The sequence below is a fragment of the Xanthomonas nasturtii genome, from assembly GCF_001660815.1.
GTDB lineage: Bacteria > Pseudomonadota > Gammaproteobacteria > Xanthomonadales > Xanthomonadaceae > Xanthomonas > Xanthomonas nasturtii.
Genome location: NZ_LYMI01000034.1, coordinates 130089 through 144826, shown reverse-complemented (window position 1 = coordinate 144826; position 14738 = coordinate 130089). Strand labels below are relative to the sequence as shown.

The window sequence follows — 14738 nt, the reverse complement described above, 5'->3', positions numbered from 1 at the left end:
GGCATCGCTTGGTGCAGTTATCAAACCGTCGCGGGCGGTTGTGAGGTGCACATGGATGGCGCAAAGAAGTCGAGCTATTGAGTGGTCCATGCCCCACCGAGCGCGGATGCTCGATCGGCGGCCGGGCCGTCGTTCCGTTCGCACGTCATATAGCGGCTAGAAACCTAGCGAGCAGCTGGCCGTGGGCGCTGACCGGCCCAGAACCGGAGCGTACGAGTGATGCATGTCGCATCCGAGCGCCGGCCGCGCCCGCCTGACGGCTGCATAGTCGTTCTGCCGGCTGCGCTTAATCGCGGGTCGCCGTCTCGGCTTGCTCGGCCAGCGGCACCGCATCGGGATTGAGCGTGCGGCTTTCGCGACGCGGTGGAGTGAACGGCGTGGGCTTGGGCACGGTCGGCGCGATGTTGCCGTACATCAGCCCTGCCACGGCACCGGCACGGGTGTCGCCAGCCGCAATTTCCGGTTTGAAACGCTCCGCATCGCGGCGTCGGATCTCGCGCGCAATCGTGACGGCTTCGTCCGCGTCCACACCCAGCTCCACCAGTGCCGCCTTGCCGAAGACCACCGCCGACTCGAAGGTCTCGCGGATCTGGTAATCCCGGCAGCGACCAGTTGTGCCGAATGCTCACGATCGTACGAACGCACCAGCAGCTTGGCATGCGGAAATTCGCGCGTTGCCAGTTCGACGATGCGATTGGCCGCCTCACGGTTATCGACGCACACCGCAATCGCGCGTGCGCTGTGTGCGCCGGAGGCGTGCAGCGCCATCGACAGCACCACGATGGCGGTCACGCTGGCATTGACCTGCGCATCGATGACGCCCGATGCCGACGCGGCAGCAAACAGCACAAACGCGAACGCGCCGCCCTGCGCCATCAGCACCCCACGCTCCAGTGCCTGGCGATGGTCGTTGCGCATCAACCGCGCTACCGCATAGATGCACACGCCCTTGCCTACCATCAAGGCCGGTACGCCGGTCACGATCAGGCGCCAGTCGGCCGCGACCACCCGCAGGTCCAGGCTCCTGCCAACGCCTAGAAAACAGCCCCAGCAGGATGCCGCGAATGGCTCGATATCCGCTTCGATCTGATGCCGGAACGTGGATTCGGACAACAACACGCCGGCCAGGAACGCGCCCATCGCCATCGACAGCCCGCCCACCTGCATCAACAGTGCCGCGCCCAACACAACCAGCAATGCCGCAGCCGTCATCACCTCGCGCGCCTTGGACGCAGCCAGGATGCGGAACAACGGGCGGCACGCGTACCACGCCGGCCTGCACCAGGGTGCGCATCTGCGCAGCCGGTCGTTGCGGTGCCGAGTTCGGCCGGCGCAGCGATGCCGTACAACGCGTCTCCAAACGACGAACGACGCCAAGTGGCGTCGTTCGTGGAAACAGCGATACGGCAGCAATCAGCCGCGTGCGTCGACCTGGGCCAATGCGTTGCGCAGAATTTCCCTGGCCGGCCCGCCATGCTTTTCGTGCTCGAGCGCGAAATGCACCGTGGCTTCGATCAGGCCGATATGCGCGCCGCAATCGAAACGGCGGCCTTCGAAACGGAAGGCATCGACCTGCTCTTTCTTCAGCAGCTCGGCAATCGCGTCGGTCAGCTGAATCTCGCCACCCGCGCCGGCGCCGGTGGCTTCGAGCAATTCGAAGATCTTGGGGCTGAGCACGTAACGCCCGACCACGGCCAGGTTGCTCGGTGCCACTTCCGGCTTGGGCTTTTCGACGATCGCATTGATGCGGCCCTTCCGGCCATCGAATGCGTCGGTGGACACGATGCCGTAGCTGGCCGTCTTGTCGTGCGGTACGTCTTCCACGGCAATGACGCTGCCGCCGGAAGCCTCGGCAACATCGGCCATCTGGGCCAGCGCGGCATCGCCGCGGTTCCACATCAAATCGTCCGGCAGCAGCACCGCGAACGGCTCGTCACCGACCACGGCCTTGGCGCACAGCACCGCATGGCCCAGGCCCAGCGCTTCCGCCTGCGTCACAAAAATGGCGCGAACGCCTTCTGGCAATGCGTGGCGCACCAGCTCCAGCTGCTCCAGCTTGCCGGCGCGCTCGAGCTTTTGCTCCAGCTCGTAGGCCTTGTCGAAGTAGTCGGCAATGGAGTGCTTGTAGCGGTTGGTCACGAAGATCAGCGTATCGCAACCAGCCTGGATGGCTTCGTCGACGGCGTACTGAATCAATGGCTTGTCGATGATTGGCAGCATTTCTTTCGGCACTGTCTTGGTTGCCGGAAGAAAGCGGGTCCCAAGACCTGCGACGGGGAATACGGCCTTGCGAATACGCTGGCTCATTAAAGTCTTCTGACCTCACGTGCGGGGAATGGAACGACCGTATCAGATCGCGCGTCGACTTTCCGTCGAGCAGCCGCGAAATCCGGCATCAGACTGCCCAGCACAGTCTCCATTGCCTTGATGTCATAACGATTGACCGCTTCGCGCAGACGCGTCACCAGTTGCAGCACCTGCTCATGCGAGAACTCGCGCACACCGGCTTCCAGGATCTTGGGATGCGCGGTGGGGCGATAGTCTTCGTCGGAATAGAACAAGGTCTCGTGCAGCTTCTCGCCCGGACGCAGGCCGGTGTAGAGGATCGCCACGTCCTTGCCCGGCTGCTTGCCGGCAAGACGGATCATCTGTTCGGCCAGCAAGCGAATCGGCACCGGCTCGCCCATGTCCAGCGTATAGATCGCACCGTGCGATGCGGATGCCGCCGCCTGGATCACCAGCTGGCAGGCTTCGGGGATGGTCATGAAGTACCGCGTCACATCCGGGTGCGTCACCGTGACCGGGCCGCCCTGACGGATCTGTTCGCGGAACAACGGCACCACGCTGCCGGCCGAATCCAGCACGTTGCCGAAGCGCACGGTGATGAAGCGCGTCGGCGCATCGCGCGCGTCCAGGCTCTGGCAGATCATCTCCGCATAGCGCTTGCTCGCGCCCAGCACATTGACCGGCTCGACCGCCTTGTCGGTGGAAATGAAGACGAAGGTTTCGATGCGTGCGCGCTGACACGCGCGGGCCACATTCTCGGTCGCCAGCACATTGTTGCGCACCGCCTCGCGCAACTGCTCTTCCAGCAGCGGCACCTGCTTGTAGGCGGCCGCATGAAACACCGCATCCGGGGTCGTGGTGTTCAAGGCATGGGCCACCACTGCAGGGTCGCCGCAATCGCCGAGCACACGCACGACTTCGATGTCCGGGAACAAGCGGCGCAGATCCGAATCGATGGTCAGCAGCGCCAATTCGTCGATTTCCAGCAGCACGATCCGGCGCGCGCCGTGACGGGCGCACTGGCGGCAGACTTCCGAGCCGATCGAGCCGCCGGCGCCGGTCACCATCACGGTCTTGTTGGTCAGCCAGTCGCGGATCAAGCGCCAATCGGGGGTGACCGGCTTGCGGTTGAGCAGGTCCTCGATCGCAACTTCCTTCAACTCGCCCGGCAACGAGCGCCCTTCCAGCACGTTGATCAGCTTAGGCACCATGCGGAACGGCAGACCGGTGCTTTCGCAGATCGCCACCACGCGCTGCATGCCGGAGGCATCCAGCGAGGGAATCGCGATCACCAGCAACTTGGCGGCGGCTTCCTTGGCAATCGCCGCGGCCTCGTCCAGATTGCCCAACACATTGAGACCCTGGATCTTGGCGCCATGCAGATTGTTGGCGTCATCCAGATAGCCGACCGGCACGAAGGCACCGGTGCGACGCAGATCGCGCACCAGGCCTTCGGCGGCACGGCCGGCACCCAGAATCAGCACCCGCTGCGCAGCATCGCCGGAATGCGCGATCTGGTAATCCTTCCAGGCGCGGTACAACAGCCGCGGGGTTCCCAGCAGCGCAGACAAGGCGAAGGGATAGACCACCAATACCGACAGCGGCACACCGTCCAGCCGGTCGTACGACAGCGCCAGCACGATCGCGACCAAGCCGAGGAAACTCGACTTGAAGATGTTCCACAGGTCCGGCACCGAGGCGAAGCGCCACAGCCCGCGGTACAGACCCATCTTCCAGAACACCAACCCCTGCGCCACCAGAACCACCGCAGTGCGCCAGTCCCACAGCGGTAGATCCGGCGCCTCGCGCAGCATGGAGTAGCGGCCGGCGTGCAGCAGCTGCCAGCACACCCACACCATCAGCAGGTCGTGTACCACAACCGCCATCTGCGGTAGGGCCTTGGTCAAACGGTCACGCCAGGAAATCATAAAAGTCCATTACTCAGAATTGCGCAGTCCATCGCGCAGAAAAAGCCAGATCGCGGTAGCGCCCACGCCCCATACCAGAGCTCCGGACACCTGCAGCCAAAACGAATCATGACGAATTAACACAAACAAGCAGACAGCAGCGAGGCTGAAAGCGAAATAAATGCCGGTTACCGGAACGTGTGCCCCAACCCGACGTGCCAGCCGTTGGTAGACATGCTGGGCGTGCGGTTCCCACCAACGTTGCCGGCCGAGCATGCGAGCAAGCAGCGTGAAGCCGGCGTCTACAAGAAACGCCGTCAGCGGCAGCCAGCTGATCCACCAACTCACCTGGTCGCTGGCCACGTTCAGTGCCAGCAACGCCGCCAGCACATAGCCAAGCGCGCCGCTGCCGCCATCGCCCATGAAGATGCGCGCGCGCGGAAAATTGAACGGGACGAAGCCCACGCACGCTGCCGCAACGGCCAGCCCCGCCCAGGACAACGCAGGCGGCGCCACCAGTGCGAATGCCAGGGCCGCCAATGCCGCCTGGCTGCTGGCAAGCCCGTTGATGCCGTCCATGAAATTCCAGACATTGATCAACACCACGGACGCGGCAGCAGCCAGCACCCCATCCCACACATTCCCGGTGTAATGGCAAACCAACCCGCCCAACGCCGCAGATGCGGCCAGATGGATCGCAAAGCGCAGCCTGGCAGAGAGCGGCCGATGGTCGTCCCACCAGCCCACGCCAGCCACTGCGACCAACCCTGCTGCGAACCAGCCGATCGTCAGGCGCGCCATCGGCCACAGCACGCTTACCGCAACGCAGCCCAGCAGGATCGCCGCGACAATCGCCATGCCGCCGCCGCGCGGCGTGGCCACCGCGTGGCTGCGCCGTTCGCCTGGTTGATCGAGCAGGCGGCGATGCAAGGCATAGCGCCGCAACACCCAGGTCCCCAGTGCTGCGACCAGCAGGTGCAGCACGCACCACAGCCACACCATCAGACCACCGCGTAGTTCAACAGCGGTTTGACCGTACCCCATTCCTTGCAGCTCGGGCATTGCCAGTGGTGCGTCTTGGCACCGAAGCCACAGCGCGTGCAGCGATAGCTCGGGTTACGCACCAGCAACTGGTCGGTGATGTGCTTGAGGTCCTGCAACGTCCCGACCGGGTCGCTTCCCTCGGCCAGGGTGAGGTCGATCAAGGCCGACTCGCCACGCACCGACGGGCGATCCTTGAGCTGGCGGCCAAGATAGGCCAGCGCGGGCGCCACGCCATCCTGGGCTTCCATCAGCTGGGTCAATGCCAGCACCGGAGCAATACCGCGGTAGTGCTCGGTCATCTCCGACAGGAAGTTACGCGCCCCCGCAATATCGCCAACCCGCAAATACGCGGCCATCAATGCCGGAATGATCTCCGGCAGGTATTCCGGATCATGCCGGGCCGCACGTTCGAACGCGCGCACCGCCGCTTCGTCGTGGCCGCGTTCGGCTTCGATGCGCCCTTCCAGGATGCCGGCACGCACCGAGGTGCCATCGGCCTGATAGGCGCGTGCAATGGCCTGCAGCGCATCGTCGGTCTTGCCCAGGCCGCGGTAGCGGTCGGCCAATTCGCATTCGAATTGCGAGATCAGCTTGCCCATCGGCTCGCCGGTCACTTCTTCGTAGCGGGTGGCGTTGTCGATCGCCTTTTCCCAATCGCGCTCGGCCTGGTAGATGCCGATCAGATGACGCAGCGCCTGCGGCGCACGCTGGTCCAATTGCGCCAATTCGGTGAAGACCGTTTCGGCGCGGTCCAGCAGGCCGGACTTCATGTAGTCCTCGCCAAGCGCCAGCAATGCCTGGACGCGCTGCTGGTCGGTCAGGTCGGCGCGCTGCACCAGGCCCTGGTGCAGACGGATCGCACGGTCGACTTCACCGCGGCGACGGAACAAATGCCCTAGCGCGACCTGGGTCTCGAAGGTTTCCTTGTCCAGTTCTGCGATATGCAGAAACAGCTCGATCGCCTTGTCCGGTTGCTCGTTGAGCAGGTAGTTCAGACCGCGGAAATAGGTGCTGGAAAGCCGACTGACCTGGGTATCGCCATGGCGTTGCCCGCCGCGACGACCGACGATCCAGCCGCCCAGCGCAGCCAGCGGCACAAACAGGAAAAACCAGATCCACTCGGTCAGAAAGTCCATACGTCCTTATAGTCCATCGATGGGGCGCGGCTCGACTGCGGCAGGCGTGGCAGGCCTGGCATCGGCGCGGTTGACCGCAACAGCCTTGTTGGCCTGGCGCAGTTTGGAATAGAGGGGAATGACCACACTGACCAGCACCATGCCGGCCCCGATCAACACACCGACCAGCAGCGCGACGATGATCGCCACACCCGAACTGGTATGCACACTGGAAAAAAGGAAATCGAGAGTGATGTCCTGGGAATTGACCGCACCGATGATCAAACCGACCAGCAGGAAGGCCAACATCACCAGCAAGCGAAGCACCTTCATGGGCGAGACTCCGTCGGGAAGCGCGCTAGCTTAACCGAGACGACATCAACACAGCGCCAGAACAGACCTCAGTCCGCCGTATCGGCCACATCGACAGGCACCACGGAGCTGACACGCTCACGCAATTCCTTGCCTGGCTTGAAATGGGGAACATGCTTGCCCGGCAGCGCGACCGATTCGCCGGTCTTGGGATTACGCCCCAGACGTGGCGGACGGTAATGCAAGGAGAAACTGCCGAACCCACGGATTTCGATCCGATCACCATCGGAGAGCGCCTGCCCCATCATCTCCAGCAGCGACTTGACTGCCAGATCCACGTCGTCCGCCTTCAGATGCGCTTGGCGTCGCGCCAGGATTTCAATCAATTCGGACTTGGTCATGGGAAAACTTGCTTTTTTCGACTGACACATCGGGATCGGCCCGGGCAAGCCCGGGCCGATCCATCACGCTCTTGCGAGCGCTACGCGCTTACTCGGACTTGTTGTTGTTCAACTGTGCACGCAGCAGCGCGCCCAGCTGAGTCATGCCGCCCGACGCTGCGGAGGAAGACTGGTAGTCCTCCAGAGTTTCGCGCATTTCGGCATCGTCCTTGGCCTTGATCGACAGCTGCAGGGTGCGGCCCTTACGGTCCATGCCCACGAACTTGGCTTCGATCTTGTCGCCGACCTTCAGGTGCTGGGTCGCATCGTCGACGCGCTCGTTGGCGATGTCGCGTGCAGCGACGTAGCCCTCGATGCCGTCGGCCAGGTCGATCGTGGCGCCCTTGGCATCCACTTCACGCACCACGCCTTCGACCTTCGAACCCTTCGGGTTGGACGCCATGTACTGACCGAACGGATCCTGCTCCAGCTGCTTGACGCCCAGGCTGATGCGCTCGCGTTCCGGGTCCACTGCCAGCACGACGGCTTCCAGCGTGTCGCCCTTCTTGTAGTTGCGCACGACATCTTCGCCGGTGGTGTTCCAGCTGATGTCGGACAGGTGCACCAGACCGTCGATGCCGCCGTCCAGACCGATGAAGATGCCGAAGTCGGTGATCGACTTGATCTGGCCGGACACCTTGTCGTTCTTCTTGTGGGTGGCAGCGAAGGTTTCCCACGGATTGGCGGCAACCTGCTTCATGCCCAGCGAGATGCGGCGACGCTCCTCGTCGACATCCAGCACCATCACTTCGACTTCGTCACCAACCTGCACAACCTTGGACGGGTTGACGTTCTTGTTGGTCCAATCCATCTCGGAGACGTGCACCAGACCTTCGACGCCCGGCTCGATTTCGACGAATGCGCCGTAATCGGTGACGTTGGAGACCTTGCCGAACACGCGGCTGTTGGCCGGGTAACGACGGGCGATGTTGTCCCACGGATCTTCGCCCAGCTGCTTCAGGCCGAGGCTGACGCGGTTACGCTCGCGATCGAACTTCAGCACGCGCACGTCCAGCTCGTCGCCGACGTTGACGACTTCGGACGGATGGCGCACGCGCTTCCAGGCCATGTCGGTGATGTGCAGCAGGCCGTCGATACCGCCCAGGTCCACGAATGCGCCGTAGTCGGTCAGGTTCTTGACGACACCCTTCAGGATCGCGCCTTCCTGCAGCTTGTCCATCAGCTGCTCGCGCTCTTCCGAGTGCTCGCTCTCGACCACGGCACGACGCGACACCACCACGTTGTTGCGCTTGCGGTCCAGCTTGATCAGCTTGAACTCGAGTTCCTTGCCTTCCAGGTAGGCCGGGTCGCGCACCGGGCGCACATCCACCAGCGAACCAGGCAGGAACGCGCGAACATCCTTGATGTCCACGGTGAAACCACCCTTGACCTTGCCGCTGATGCGGCCGGTGATGGTTTCGTTCTTTTCCAACGCCTCTTCCAGCTCGTCCCACACCATTGCGCGCTTGGCCTTCTCGCGCGACAGCACGGTTTCGCCGAAGCCGTTCTCGATGGAATCGAGGGCAACCTTGACCTGGTCGCCTACGCCGACATCGATCTCGCCAGCGTCGTTACGGAACTGCTCGATCGGCACGATGCCTTCGGACTTCAGGCCAGCGTTGATCACCACCACGTCGCCGCGGACTTCCACGACGGTACCTGTGACGATCGAGCCCGGCTTCAGCTTCGCCAGATTGGCTTGACTGGCTTCGAACAGTTCAGCAAAAGATTCTGTCATTTGAATTTTACTCAGTTGAACACACGGGCGCCGATCGTCGGGATGCGACAGATGCGAACCGCCCAGCCTGTTGGTCGACTCCGGACAGCGAGTCGGTTTAGAAGTAGTAGAACCGCCACGCGGGATGCGCGACAGAGCTTTGGAACGCCTTACGGTCGGCGGGACAGGCCCGCTTGCGGAACGCTTACGACGGCATGCGGTCTGCGAGCAACCCGACCACACGCTGGACGACATCCTCGATCCCTATTCCGCTGGTATCGATCAGCACGGCGTCTTCGGCCGGCCGTAACGGCGCCACCACCCGCTGCGCATCACGGGCATCACGGGCCATGATCTCGCGCAGCAGGTCGTCAAAGATAACCGAAACACCCTTTTCCATCAACTGTTTATGCCGACGGCCCGCACGTTCTTCGGCACTGGCGGTCAGAAAGACCTTGAAGGCGGCATCGGGGAAGATCACCGTGCCCATGTCGCGCCCATCGGCAACCAGGCCAGGCGCTCGCCTGAATGCGCGTTGGCGCTCTTTCAGGGCACTGCGCACCTCGGGAATGGCTGCAATGGCCGAGGCCAGTGCGCCGGTGGTTTCAAGGCGTAGCTCGCCGGTGGCATCCACGCCATTGACCAGCACCCGCAGCCCTGCCTCGCCTGCGTCATCGAATTCCACCTTGGTGTCGAAGGTGCAACGCACCAGCGCCGCCGCGTCGGAGACGTCCAGATCGGCCCAGCTCGCAGCAACACCGACGGCGCGATACAGCGCACCCGAATCGAGGTAATGCCAGCCCAGCCGGGCGGCCACGATCCGGCTTACGGTGCCCTTGCCGGCACCGGAGGGGCCATCGATGGTGAGAACGGGCGAAAGGTCGGTCATTCAGGTTTCCGGAAGGTCATCAGGCGGTAGTGTAGCGCCGCTTATGGCGATTGCGATGCAAGCACTTGAAAGCACGACGAAAAGCCGGTTAGAATTACCGGCTTAATTCCGGGTGCACCCTCGACCGTGGGCACTCTTCCATCGAATCCAACCGTTTACGCCGAGGTGTGCCATGAAAGTCCTGTCCTCCCTGAAGTCTGCGAAGACCCGTCACCGCGACTGCAAGGTGGTCCGCCGCCGCGGCAAGGTCTTCGTGATCTGCAAGTCGAACCCGCGTTTCAAGGCGCGTCAGCGCTAAGCTTTCGCCGCGTGCAAGAGCCGAGAAAGCCGCCTCCGGGCGGTTTTTTCTTGGCCGCTGCTTCACACCGGCTGGTGCCACGTGCAGCTGCTGCGGGCCTCAGCCAGTCAAGCCATCGCCGACGTTGAATGGGCGCGCGGCCTGCCCCCGCTGCGCTGCCGCTCGGACCAACCCGTCCCCGCAGCAACGGCCGTCCTGGTTTTTTGCTGTAATCACCATCTGAAAACTTGTCCACTGGGGAGTAGATGACATGCGCAACCGTTTGTTTGTGATGCCGCCGATCATGCTGACAATCGCGCTGATGGGGATCAGTGCCGCCGCTTCGGCCGATACGCTGCTGGTCGACCGTGCCCAGCAGAAGCCGGCCGCTGCCCTGCCCTTGCGCGGCGACAGCATGAGCCAGGTCGAAGGCCGCTATGGCACGCCGCAGGAAAAGCTCGACCCGCGCGGCGGGCAGAAACGCCAGTGGCCGACCATCCATCGCTGGGTGTATCCGGCGTTCACCGTGTACTTCGAAAAAAGCAAGGTGATCGACGTGGTTGCCAATAAGGCCGATGCCAACGAGATCGGGCCGAAGCCGCCGATCCGGTGATGCCTGGACGACACTCGGCCGGACGTGCTGGCGCCCGTGCGCTGCACCTTCGGCCATCGCGTTTCGCGGCGTGAGGCGAGTTGCGTTCGTCAGCAGCCGGACATGCGTTGCTGCGACTCTGTACCAACGCCAGGCGCGTCGATGCGCCCGGATCGCAAGAGCCCGCATGTGTGTGCGGGATATCGATGAACGTGCAGGCGTTGCCCGCACACCAAGATGAGTATTTGCCTGGCATGACCGACCGTCTTCGCTTTCCCGCCGAATGGGAACCCCAATCCGCCGTATTGCTTGCATGGCCGCATGCAGGCACCGACTGGGCCGAACGCCTGGCCGATGTGGAAGAGACCTACATCGCGCTGGTCACGGCGATCTCCCGCTTCGAACCGGTGGTCATCTGTGCGGCCGATGACGATCTGCAGATCTACGCCGAGGCACGGCTGCGTTCGGCGCGGGTGGACATGACGCGCGTGCGTTTCGTGATCGCCGCCTACAACGACACCTGGCTGCGCGACTCGGGCCCGATCACGCTGCGCCAGGAGGGCGGCTTCCGGCTGATGGATTTCCGCTTCACCGGCTGGGGCGGCAAGTTCGAAGCCAGCCTGGACGATCAATTGGTGAGTTCGCTGGATGCGGCGCAGGTGTTCGTGACGGCGCAGGTGGAGACGGTGGACTTTGCGCTGGAAGGCGGTGCGATCGAGACCGATGGCGCCGGCACCTTGTTGACCACCTGGAAGTGCCTGCATGAGCGCCACCCGCAGCGCACGCGCGAATCGCTGAGCGGCGATCTTGCGACGTGGTTGGCGCAGGAGCGCGTGCTGTGGCTGGACCACGGCTACCTGGAAGGCGACGACACCGACGCGCATATCGATACGTTGGCGCGCTTTGCCGGCCCGGATGCGATCGTCTACCAGGGCTGCGATGTACCCGGCGATTCGCATTACACCGAGCTGCAGGCCATGGGCGCCGAATTGGCTGCGCTGCGCAAGGCCGACGGGCAGCCGTATCGCCTGTTCGTGCTGCCGTGGGCAGAGCCCATTCTCGACCAGGGCCGCCGGCTGGCGGCGTCGTATGCCAATTTCCTGATCGTCAACGGTGCGGTGTTGATGCCGGCCTATGGCGATGCGGCCGATGTGAGCGCGCAGGCGGTGCTGGCGCAGGCATTCCCGCAGCACGAGATCGTGCCGGTGCCGTGCCGCGCGCTGATCTGGCAGAACGGCAGCCTGCATTGCCTGACCATGCAGTTGCCGGCCGGCCTGCTCGCCGCCTGAGCGCAGCTCCAGATTCGCCTGCGTCGCGGCCGCACATGCCGCGCGTTGTTCCTGTTCCGGCCGTCAGGCCGGTGTTACGCCATGGCGCGCTACCTTAGTGCGCCACTTACGTTGGATGCTGCCATGACCCGTCATCTCCTACCCGTCGCGCTGATCCAGGAGCGCAACCACGGCGACGCCGAGGCCAATCTGGCCGTCATCGCATCGCGTGTGGCCGAAGCCGCCGCGCAGGGCGCCAAGCTGGTGCTGCTGCAGGAGCTGCACAACGGTGCGTATTTCTGCCAGCACGAATCGGTGGACGAATTCGACCTGGCCGAGCCGATTCCCGGCCCCAGCACCGAACGTCTGGGCGCGCTGGCCAAGCAGCACGGCGTGGTGCTGGTGGCCTCGCTGTTCGAGCGCCGCGCGGCTGGCCTGTACCACAACACTGCGGTGGTGTTCGAAACCGACGGCCAACTGCTCGGCAAGTACCGCAAGATGCACATCCCCGACGACCCGGGCTTCTACGAGAAGTTTTATTTCACCCCGGGCGATCTGGGTTTTACGCCGATCGACACGTCGGTGGGCCGCCTGGGTGTGCTGGTGTGCTGGGATCAGTGGTACCCCGAAGCGGCGCGTTTGATGGCGCTGGCCGGTGCGGAACTACTGCTCTATCCCACCGCGATCGGCTGGGATCCGGACGACCAGCAGCCCGAGCAGGAGCGCCAGCGCGACGCCTGGGTGCTTAGCCATCGCGGCCATGCCGTGGCCAATGGCGTGCCGGTGCTGTCGTGCAACCGTGTCGGCCATGAGCCTTCGCCGTTGGGCGCATCGGGCATCCAGTTCTGGGGCAATAGCCACGTGCTGGGGCCGCAGGGCGAGTTCATTGCCGAAGCCGGCCAGGACCCGACCGTGCTGATCTGCGATGTCGACCTGCAACGCAGCGAGCACGTGCGCCGCATCTGGCCATTCCTGCGTGACCGCCGCATCGATGCGTACGGCGACCTGCTCAAGCGCTACATCGACTGACCGCATGCCCGTCCAGCTGCGTGCCGTCCGCGATGCGGACATCCCGGCAATCACTGCGATCTATGCGGAGCAGATCGCCGGGGTGAATACCTACGAATACAGCGCGCCATCGCTCGAAGAGATGCACGCGCGGGTCAGCGCGATCGTGGATGCCGGTTACCCCTACCTGGTTGCCGAGATTGATGGCGTGGTCGCCGGCTATGCCTACGCCAGCGCATTTCGGGCGCGCGCAGGCTATCGCTGGACGGTAGAGAACTCGATCTATCTGGCTACCGCGATGCAGGGCCGCGGCATCGGCAAAGCCCTGCTGGGCGAGCTGATCGCGCTGTGCGAGCAGCGCGGGTTCCGGCAGATGATTGCGGTGATCGGCGACGCCGGCAACCTGGCATCGCGACACTTGCATGAACGTTTTGGATTTCGCACGGTCGGAGTGTTCACCGGAATCGGCCGCAAACACGGTCGCTGGTTGGACGGCGTGCAGATGCAACGCGCGCTCGGCTCCGGCGACACCGCCCCTCCTTCTGATGAATACCCCCATGACTGAGCAGACCACCCACGTTCTGGACGATGCGCTGTCCGGCCAGCCGCACCGCATCGTCGAACGCGATGGCGTGCGCTATACCTTGCTGGGCACCGCGCATGTGTCGCTGGCGAGTGTGGCCGCCGTGCAACGTGCGATCGGCAGCGGACGTTACGACGCGGTGGCGGTGGAGCTGGATGCGCAGCGCCTGCAGGCGCTCAGCGACCCGGACGCCCTCGCCCGCCTGGACCTGGTGCAGGTGATCCGCAAGGGACGCGTGGCCTTGTTCGCGGCAAACCTGGCATTGGCGGCCTATCAACGCCGCCTGGCCAAACAACTCGGCATCGAGCCGGGCGCGGAATTGAAGGAGGCGGTGAACCTGGCACGCGCACAGGGCTTGCCGGTGCACCTGATCGATCGTGAAGTCGGCCTGACCTTCAAGCGTGCGTCCGGGCGGCTGGGGTTCTTCGGCAAGATGAAACTGGCCGGCGGATTGCTTGGGGGCCTTTTCGCTGCCGACGAGGTGGGCGAAGAGGAAATCGAAAAGCTCAAGCAAGGCGACATGCTGGAGGCGAGCTTCGGCGATTTCGCCAGTGAAAGCCCGGAGTTGTACGAGACGGTGATTGCCGAGCGCGATCAGTACATGGCCACGCGTCTACGCGAAGAAGTCAGCGCAGATCAGCGCGAGATCTTGGCGGTGGTCGGCGCCGGGCATCTGGCCGGGCTTGCGCGGCACCTGGAACAGGACACCGCGGCGCCCGGTCCGCTGCGCGAATCGCTGGAATACGTGCAGCAGCGCAAGCGCGTTCCGTGGATCACGTTGGGCATCCTGGCAGTCATCATCACCGGCATCGGCATCGGGTTCTGGCGTGGTGGCCTGAGCATGGGCGCCGACCTGTTGCTGCAGTGGGCGATGTACACCGGCGGCCTGGCGGCGCTGGGCTGCTTGCTAGCCGGCAGCCACCCGTTGAGCATTCTCACCGCCGCAGTCGTGGCACCGTTCAAGCCGTTCCGTCTGAGCGTACCGACCGGCGCATTCGCGGCGCTGGTGGAAGTGCATATGCGCAAGCCGGCCTATGGCGATTTCTTGTCCTTGCGCGACGACGCGCAAACGCTGCGCGGCTGGTACCGCAATCGCGTTTCGCGCGTGGTGCTGACGTTCTTGCTGACCAATTTTGGCAGCATGGCCGGGGTGTGGCTGGCGGGTGTGCAGATCTTCAATCGCTTGCATGGGTGATTGCGACGGCGCTGCATTGCACTGCACTTCGCGAAAAATCCAATGCATTTCGTAGAAGCGCCCTTGGGCGTGATCGGGCTTTAGAGGTAACACCCCGTCGCGCCC

Annotated in this window: 14 protein-coding genes and 1 pseudogene; 6 read left to right on the top strand and 9 right to left on the bottom strand. The window is 63.9% G+C overall.

The features are described from left to right. Nucleotides 1–286: 286 nt before the first annotated feature. From A7D16_RS21670 to cmk, 9 genes and pseudogenes are all read right to left on the bottom strand, one after another. A pseudogene (locus A7D16_RS21670) lies at nucleotides 287–1254 on the bottom strand (cation:proton antiporter domain-containing protein); the annotation flags it as partial. Between the two features lie 159 nt (nucleotides 1255–1413). Beyond that, nucleotides 1414–2307, bottom strand: a complete 894-nt coding sequence (gene galU / locus A7D16_RS13560; RefSeq protein ID WP_064633543.1) for a UTP--glucose-1-phosphate uridylyltransferase GalU — start codon at nucleotides 2305–2307, stop codon at nucleotides 1414–1416. Then, on the bottom strand, nucleotides 2307–4214 hold the full coding sequence (locus A7D16_RS13555) for a polysaccharide biosynthesis protein (RefSeq protein WP_064633542.1): 1908 nt from the start codon (nucleotides 4212–4214) through the stop codon (nucleotides 2307–2309). Before A7D16_RS13555 ends, galU begins: the two co-directional genes overlap by 1 nt. Nucleotides 4215–4223: 9 nt before the next feature. Continuing rightward, the gene (locus A7D16_RS13550; RefSeq protein ID WP_064633539.1) at nucleotides 4224–5195 is read right to left on the bottom strand and encodes an MraY family glycosyltransferase; all 972 of its coding nucleotides are present in this window, start codon (nucleotides 5193–5195) and stop codon (nucleotides 4224–4226) included. Next, complete coding sequence (lapB, locus tag A7D16_RS13545) at nucleotides 5195–6373, bottom strand: lipopolysaccharide assembly protein LapB (protein WP_064633536.1); 1179 nt, start codon at nucleotides 6371–6373, stop codon at nucleotides 5195–5197. The genes A7D16_RS13550 and lapB overlap by 1 nt, the downstream gene beginning before the upstream one ends. 6 nt (nucleotides 6374–6379) lie before the next feature. Then, entirely contained in the window at nucleotides 6380–6685 is a 306-nt protein-coding gene (locus A7D16_RS13540) for a lipopolysaccharide assembly protein LapA domain-containing protein (protein ID WP_064633534.1), read from the bottom strand. A 68-nt stretch (nucleotides 6686–6753) separates the two neighbouring features. Next, nucleotides 6754–7065 carry an integration host factor subunit beta gene (locus tag A7D16_RS13535; RefSeq protein ID WP_064633532.1) on the bottom strand — a complete coding sequence of 104 codons (312 nt, stop codon included), beginning with the start codon at nucleotides 7063–7065 and terminating at the stop codon, nucleotides 6754–6756. Nucleotides 7066–7153: 88 nt separating this feature from the next. Further along, nucleotides 7154–8842, bottom strand: coding sequence for a 30S ribosomal protein S1 (gene rpsA / locus A7D16_RS13530; RefSeq protein WP_039420263.1), 1689 nt, complete (start codon nucleotides 8840–8842; stop codon nucleotides 7154–7156). Nucleotides 8843–9026: 184 nt separating this feature from the next. Then, nucleotides 9027–9710: a (d)CMP kinase gene (gene cmk / locus A7D16_RS13525; protein ID WP_064633530.1), complete on the bottom strand. Its 684-nt coding sequence runs from the start codon at nucleotides 9708–9710 to the stop codon at nucleotides 9027–9029. A 172-nt stretch (nucleotides 9711–9882) separates the two neighbouring features. Here cmk and ykgO point away from each other — a divergent pair, with 172 nt between their 5' ends. The 6 genes from ykgO (at nucleotide 9883) to A7D16_RS13495 (ending at nucleotide 14633) form a co-directional block, all read left to right on the top strand. Next, the gene (ykgO, locus tag A7D16_RS13520) at nucleotides 9883–10008 is read left to right on the top strand and encodes a type B 50S ribosomal protein L36 (RefSeq protein WP_005913193.1); all 126 of its coding nucleotides are present in this window, start codon (nucleotides 9883–9885) and stop codon (nucleotides 10006–10008) included. 250 nt (nucleotides 10009–10258) lie between these two features. Then, entirely contained in the window at nucleotides 10259–10600 is a 342-nt protein-coding gene (locus tag A7D16_RS13515; RefSeq protein ID WP_064633528.1) for a hypothetical protein, read from the top strand. A gap of 233 nt (nucleotides 10601–10833) precedes the next feature. Continuing rightward, nucleotides 10834–11868, top strand: a complete 1035-nt coding sequence (locus A7D16_RS13510; RefSeq protein WP_064633624.1) for an agmatine deiminase family protein — start codon at nucleotides 10834–10836, stop codon at nucleotides 11866–11868. 123 nt (nucleotides 11869–11991) lie between these two features. Further along, a complete protein-coding gene (locus A7D16_RS13505) occupies nucleotides 11992–12876 on the top strand; it encodes a carbon-nitrogen hydrolase (RefSeq protein ID WP_064633525.1) in 885 nt (294 codons plus the stop codon). Between the two features lie 4 nt (nucleotides 12877–12880). Next, nucleotides 12881–13420 carry a GNAT family N-acetyltransferase gene (locus A7D16_RS13500; RefSeq protein ID WP_064633522.1) on the top strand — a complete coding sequence of 180 codons (540 nt, stop codon included), beginning with the start codon at nucleotides 12881–12883 and terminating at the stop codon, nucleotides 13418–13420. Continuing rightward, entirely contained in the window at nucleotides 13401–14633 is a 1233-nt protein-coding gene (locus A7D16_RS13495) for a TraB/GumN family protein (RefSeq protein ID WP_064633520.1), read from the top strand. Before A7D16_RS13500 ends, A7D16_RS13495 begins: the two co-directional genes overlap by 20 nt. Nucleotides 14634–14738: the final 105 nt, after the last annotated feature.

Bases quoted from the DNA above. Each gene is read 5' to 3' on its own strand.
- A7D16_RS13500 (WP_064633522.1), top strand. From the start codon at position 12,881: ATGCCCGTCCAGCTGCGTGCCGTCCGCGATGCGGACATCCCGGCAATC.
- A7D16_RS13505 (WP_064633525.1), top strand. From the start codon at position 11,992: ATGACCCGTCATCTCCTACCCGTCGCGCTGATCCAGGAGCGCAACCAC.
- lapB (WP_064633536.1), bottom strand. From the start codon at position 6,373: ATGGACTTTCTGACCGAGTGGATCTGGTTTTTCCTGTTTGTGCCGCTG.
- galU (WP_064633543.1), bottom strand. From the start codon at position 2,307: ATGAGCCAGCGTATTCGCAAGGCCGTATTCCCCGTCGCAGGTCTTGGG.
- A7D16_RS13540 (WP_064633534.1), bottom strand. From the start codon at position 6,685: ATGAAGGTGCTTCGCTTGCTGGTGATGTTGGCCTTCCTGCTGGTCGGT.
- rpsA (WP_039420263.1), bottom strand. From the start codon at position 8,842: ATGACAGAATCTTTTGCTGAACTGTTCGAAGCCAGTCAAGCCAATCTG.
- A7D16_RS13535 (WP_064633532.1), bottom strand. From the start codon at position 7,065: ATGACCAAGTCCGAATTGATTGAAATCCTGGCGCGACGCCAAGCGCAT.
- cmk (WP_064633530.1), bottom strand. From the start codon at position 9,710: ATGACCGACCTTTCGCCCGTTCTCACCATCGATGGCCCCTCCGGTGCC.
- ykgO (WP_005913193.1), top strand. From the start codon at position 9,883: ATGAAAGTCCTGTCCTCCCTGAAGTCTGCGAAGACCCGTCACCGCGAC.
- A7D16_RS13495 (WP_064633520.1), top strand. From the start codon at position 13,401: ATGAATACCCCCATGACTGAGCAGACCACCCACGTTCTGGACGATGCG.
- A7D16_RS13510 (WP_064633624.1), top strand. From the start codon at position 10,834: ATGACCGACCGTCTTCGCTTTCCCGCCGAATGGGAACCCCAATCCGCC.
- A7D16_RS13555 (WP_064633542.1), bottom strand. From the start codon at position 4,214: ATGATTTCCTGGCGTGACCGTTTGACCAAGGCCCTACCGCAGATGGCG.
- A7D16_RS13550 (WP_064633539.1), bottom strand. From the start codon at position 5,195: ATGGTGTGGCTGTGGTGCGTGCTGCACCTGCTGGTCGCAGCACTGGGG.
- A7D16_RS13515 (WP_064633528.1), top strand. From the start codon at position 10,259: ATGCGCAACCGTTTGTTTGTGATGCCGCCGATCATGCTGACAATCGCG.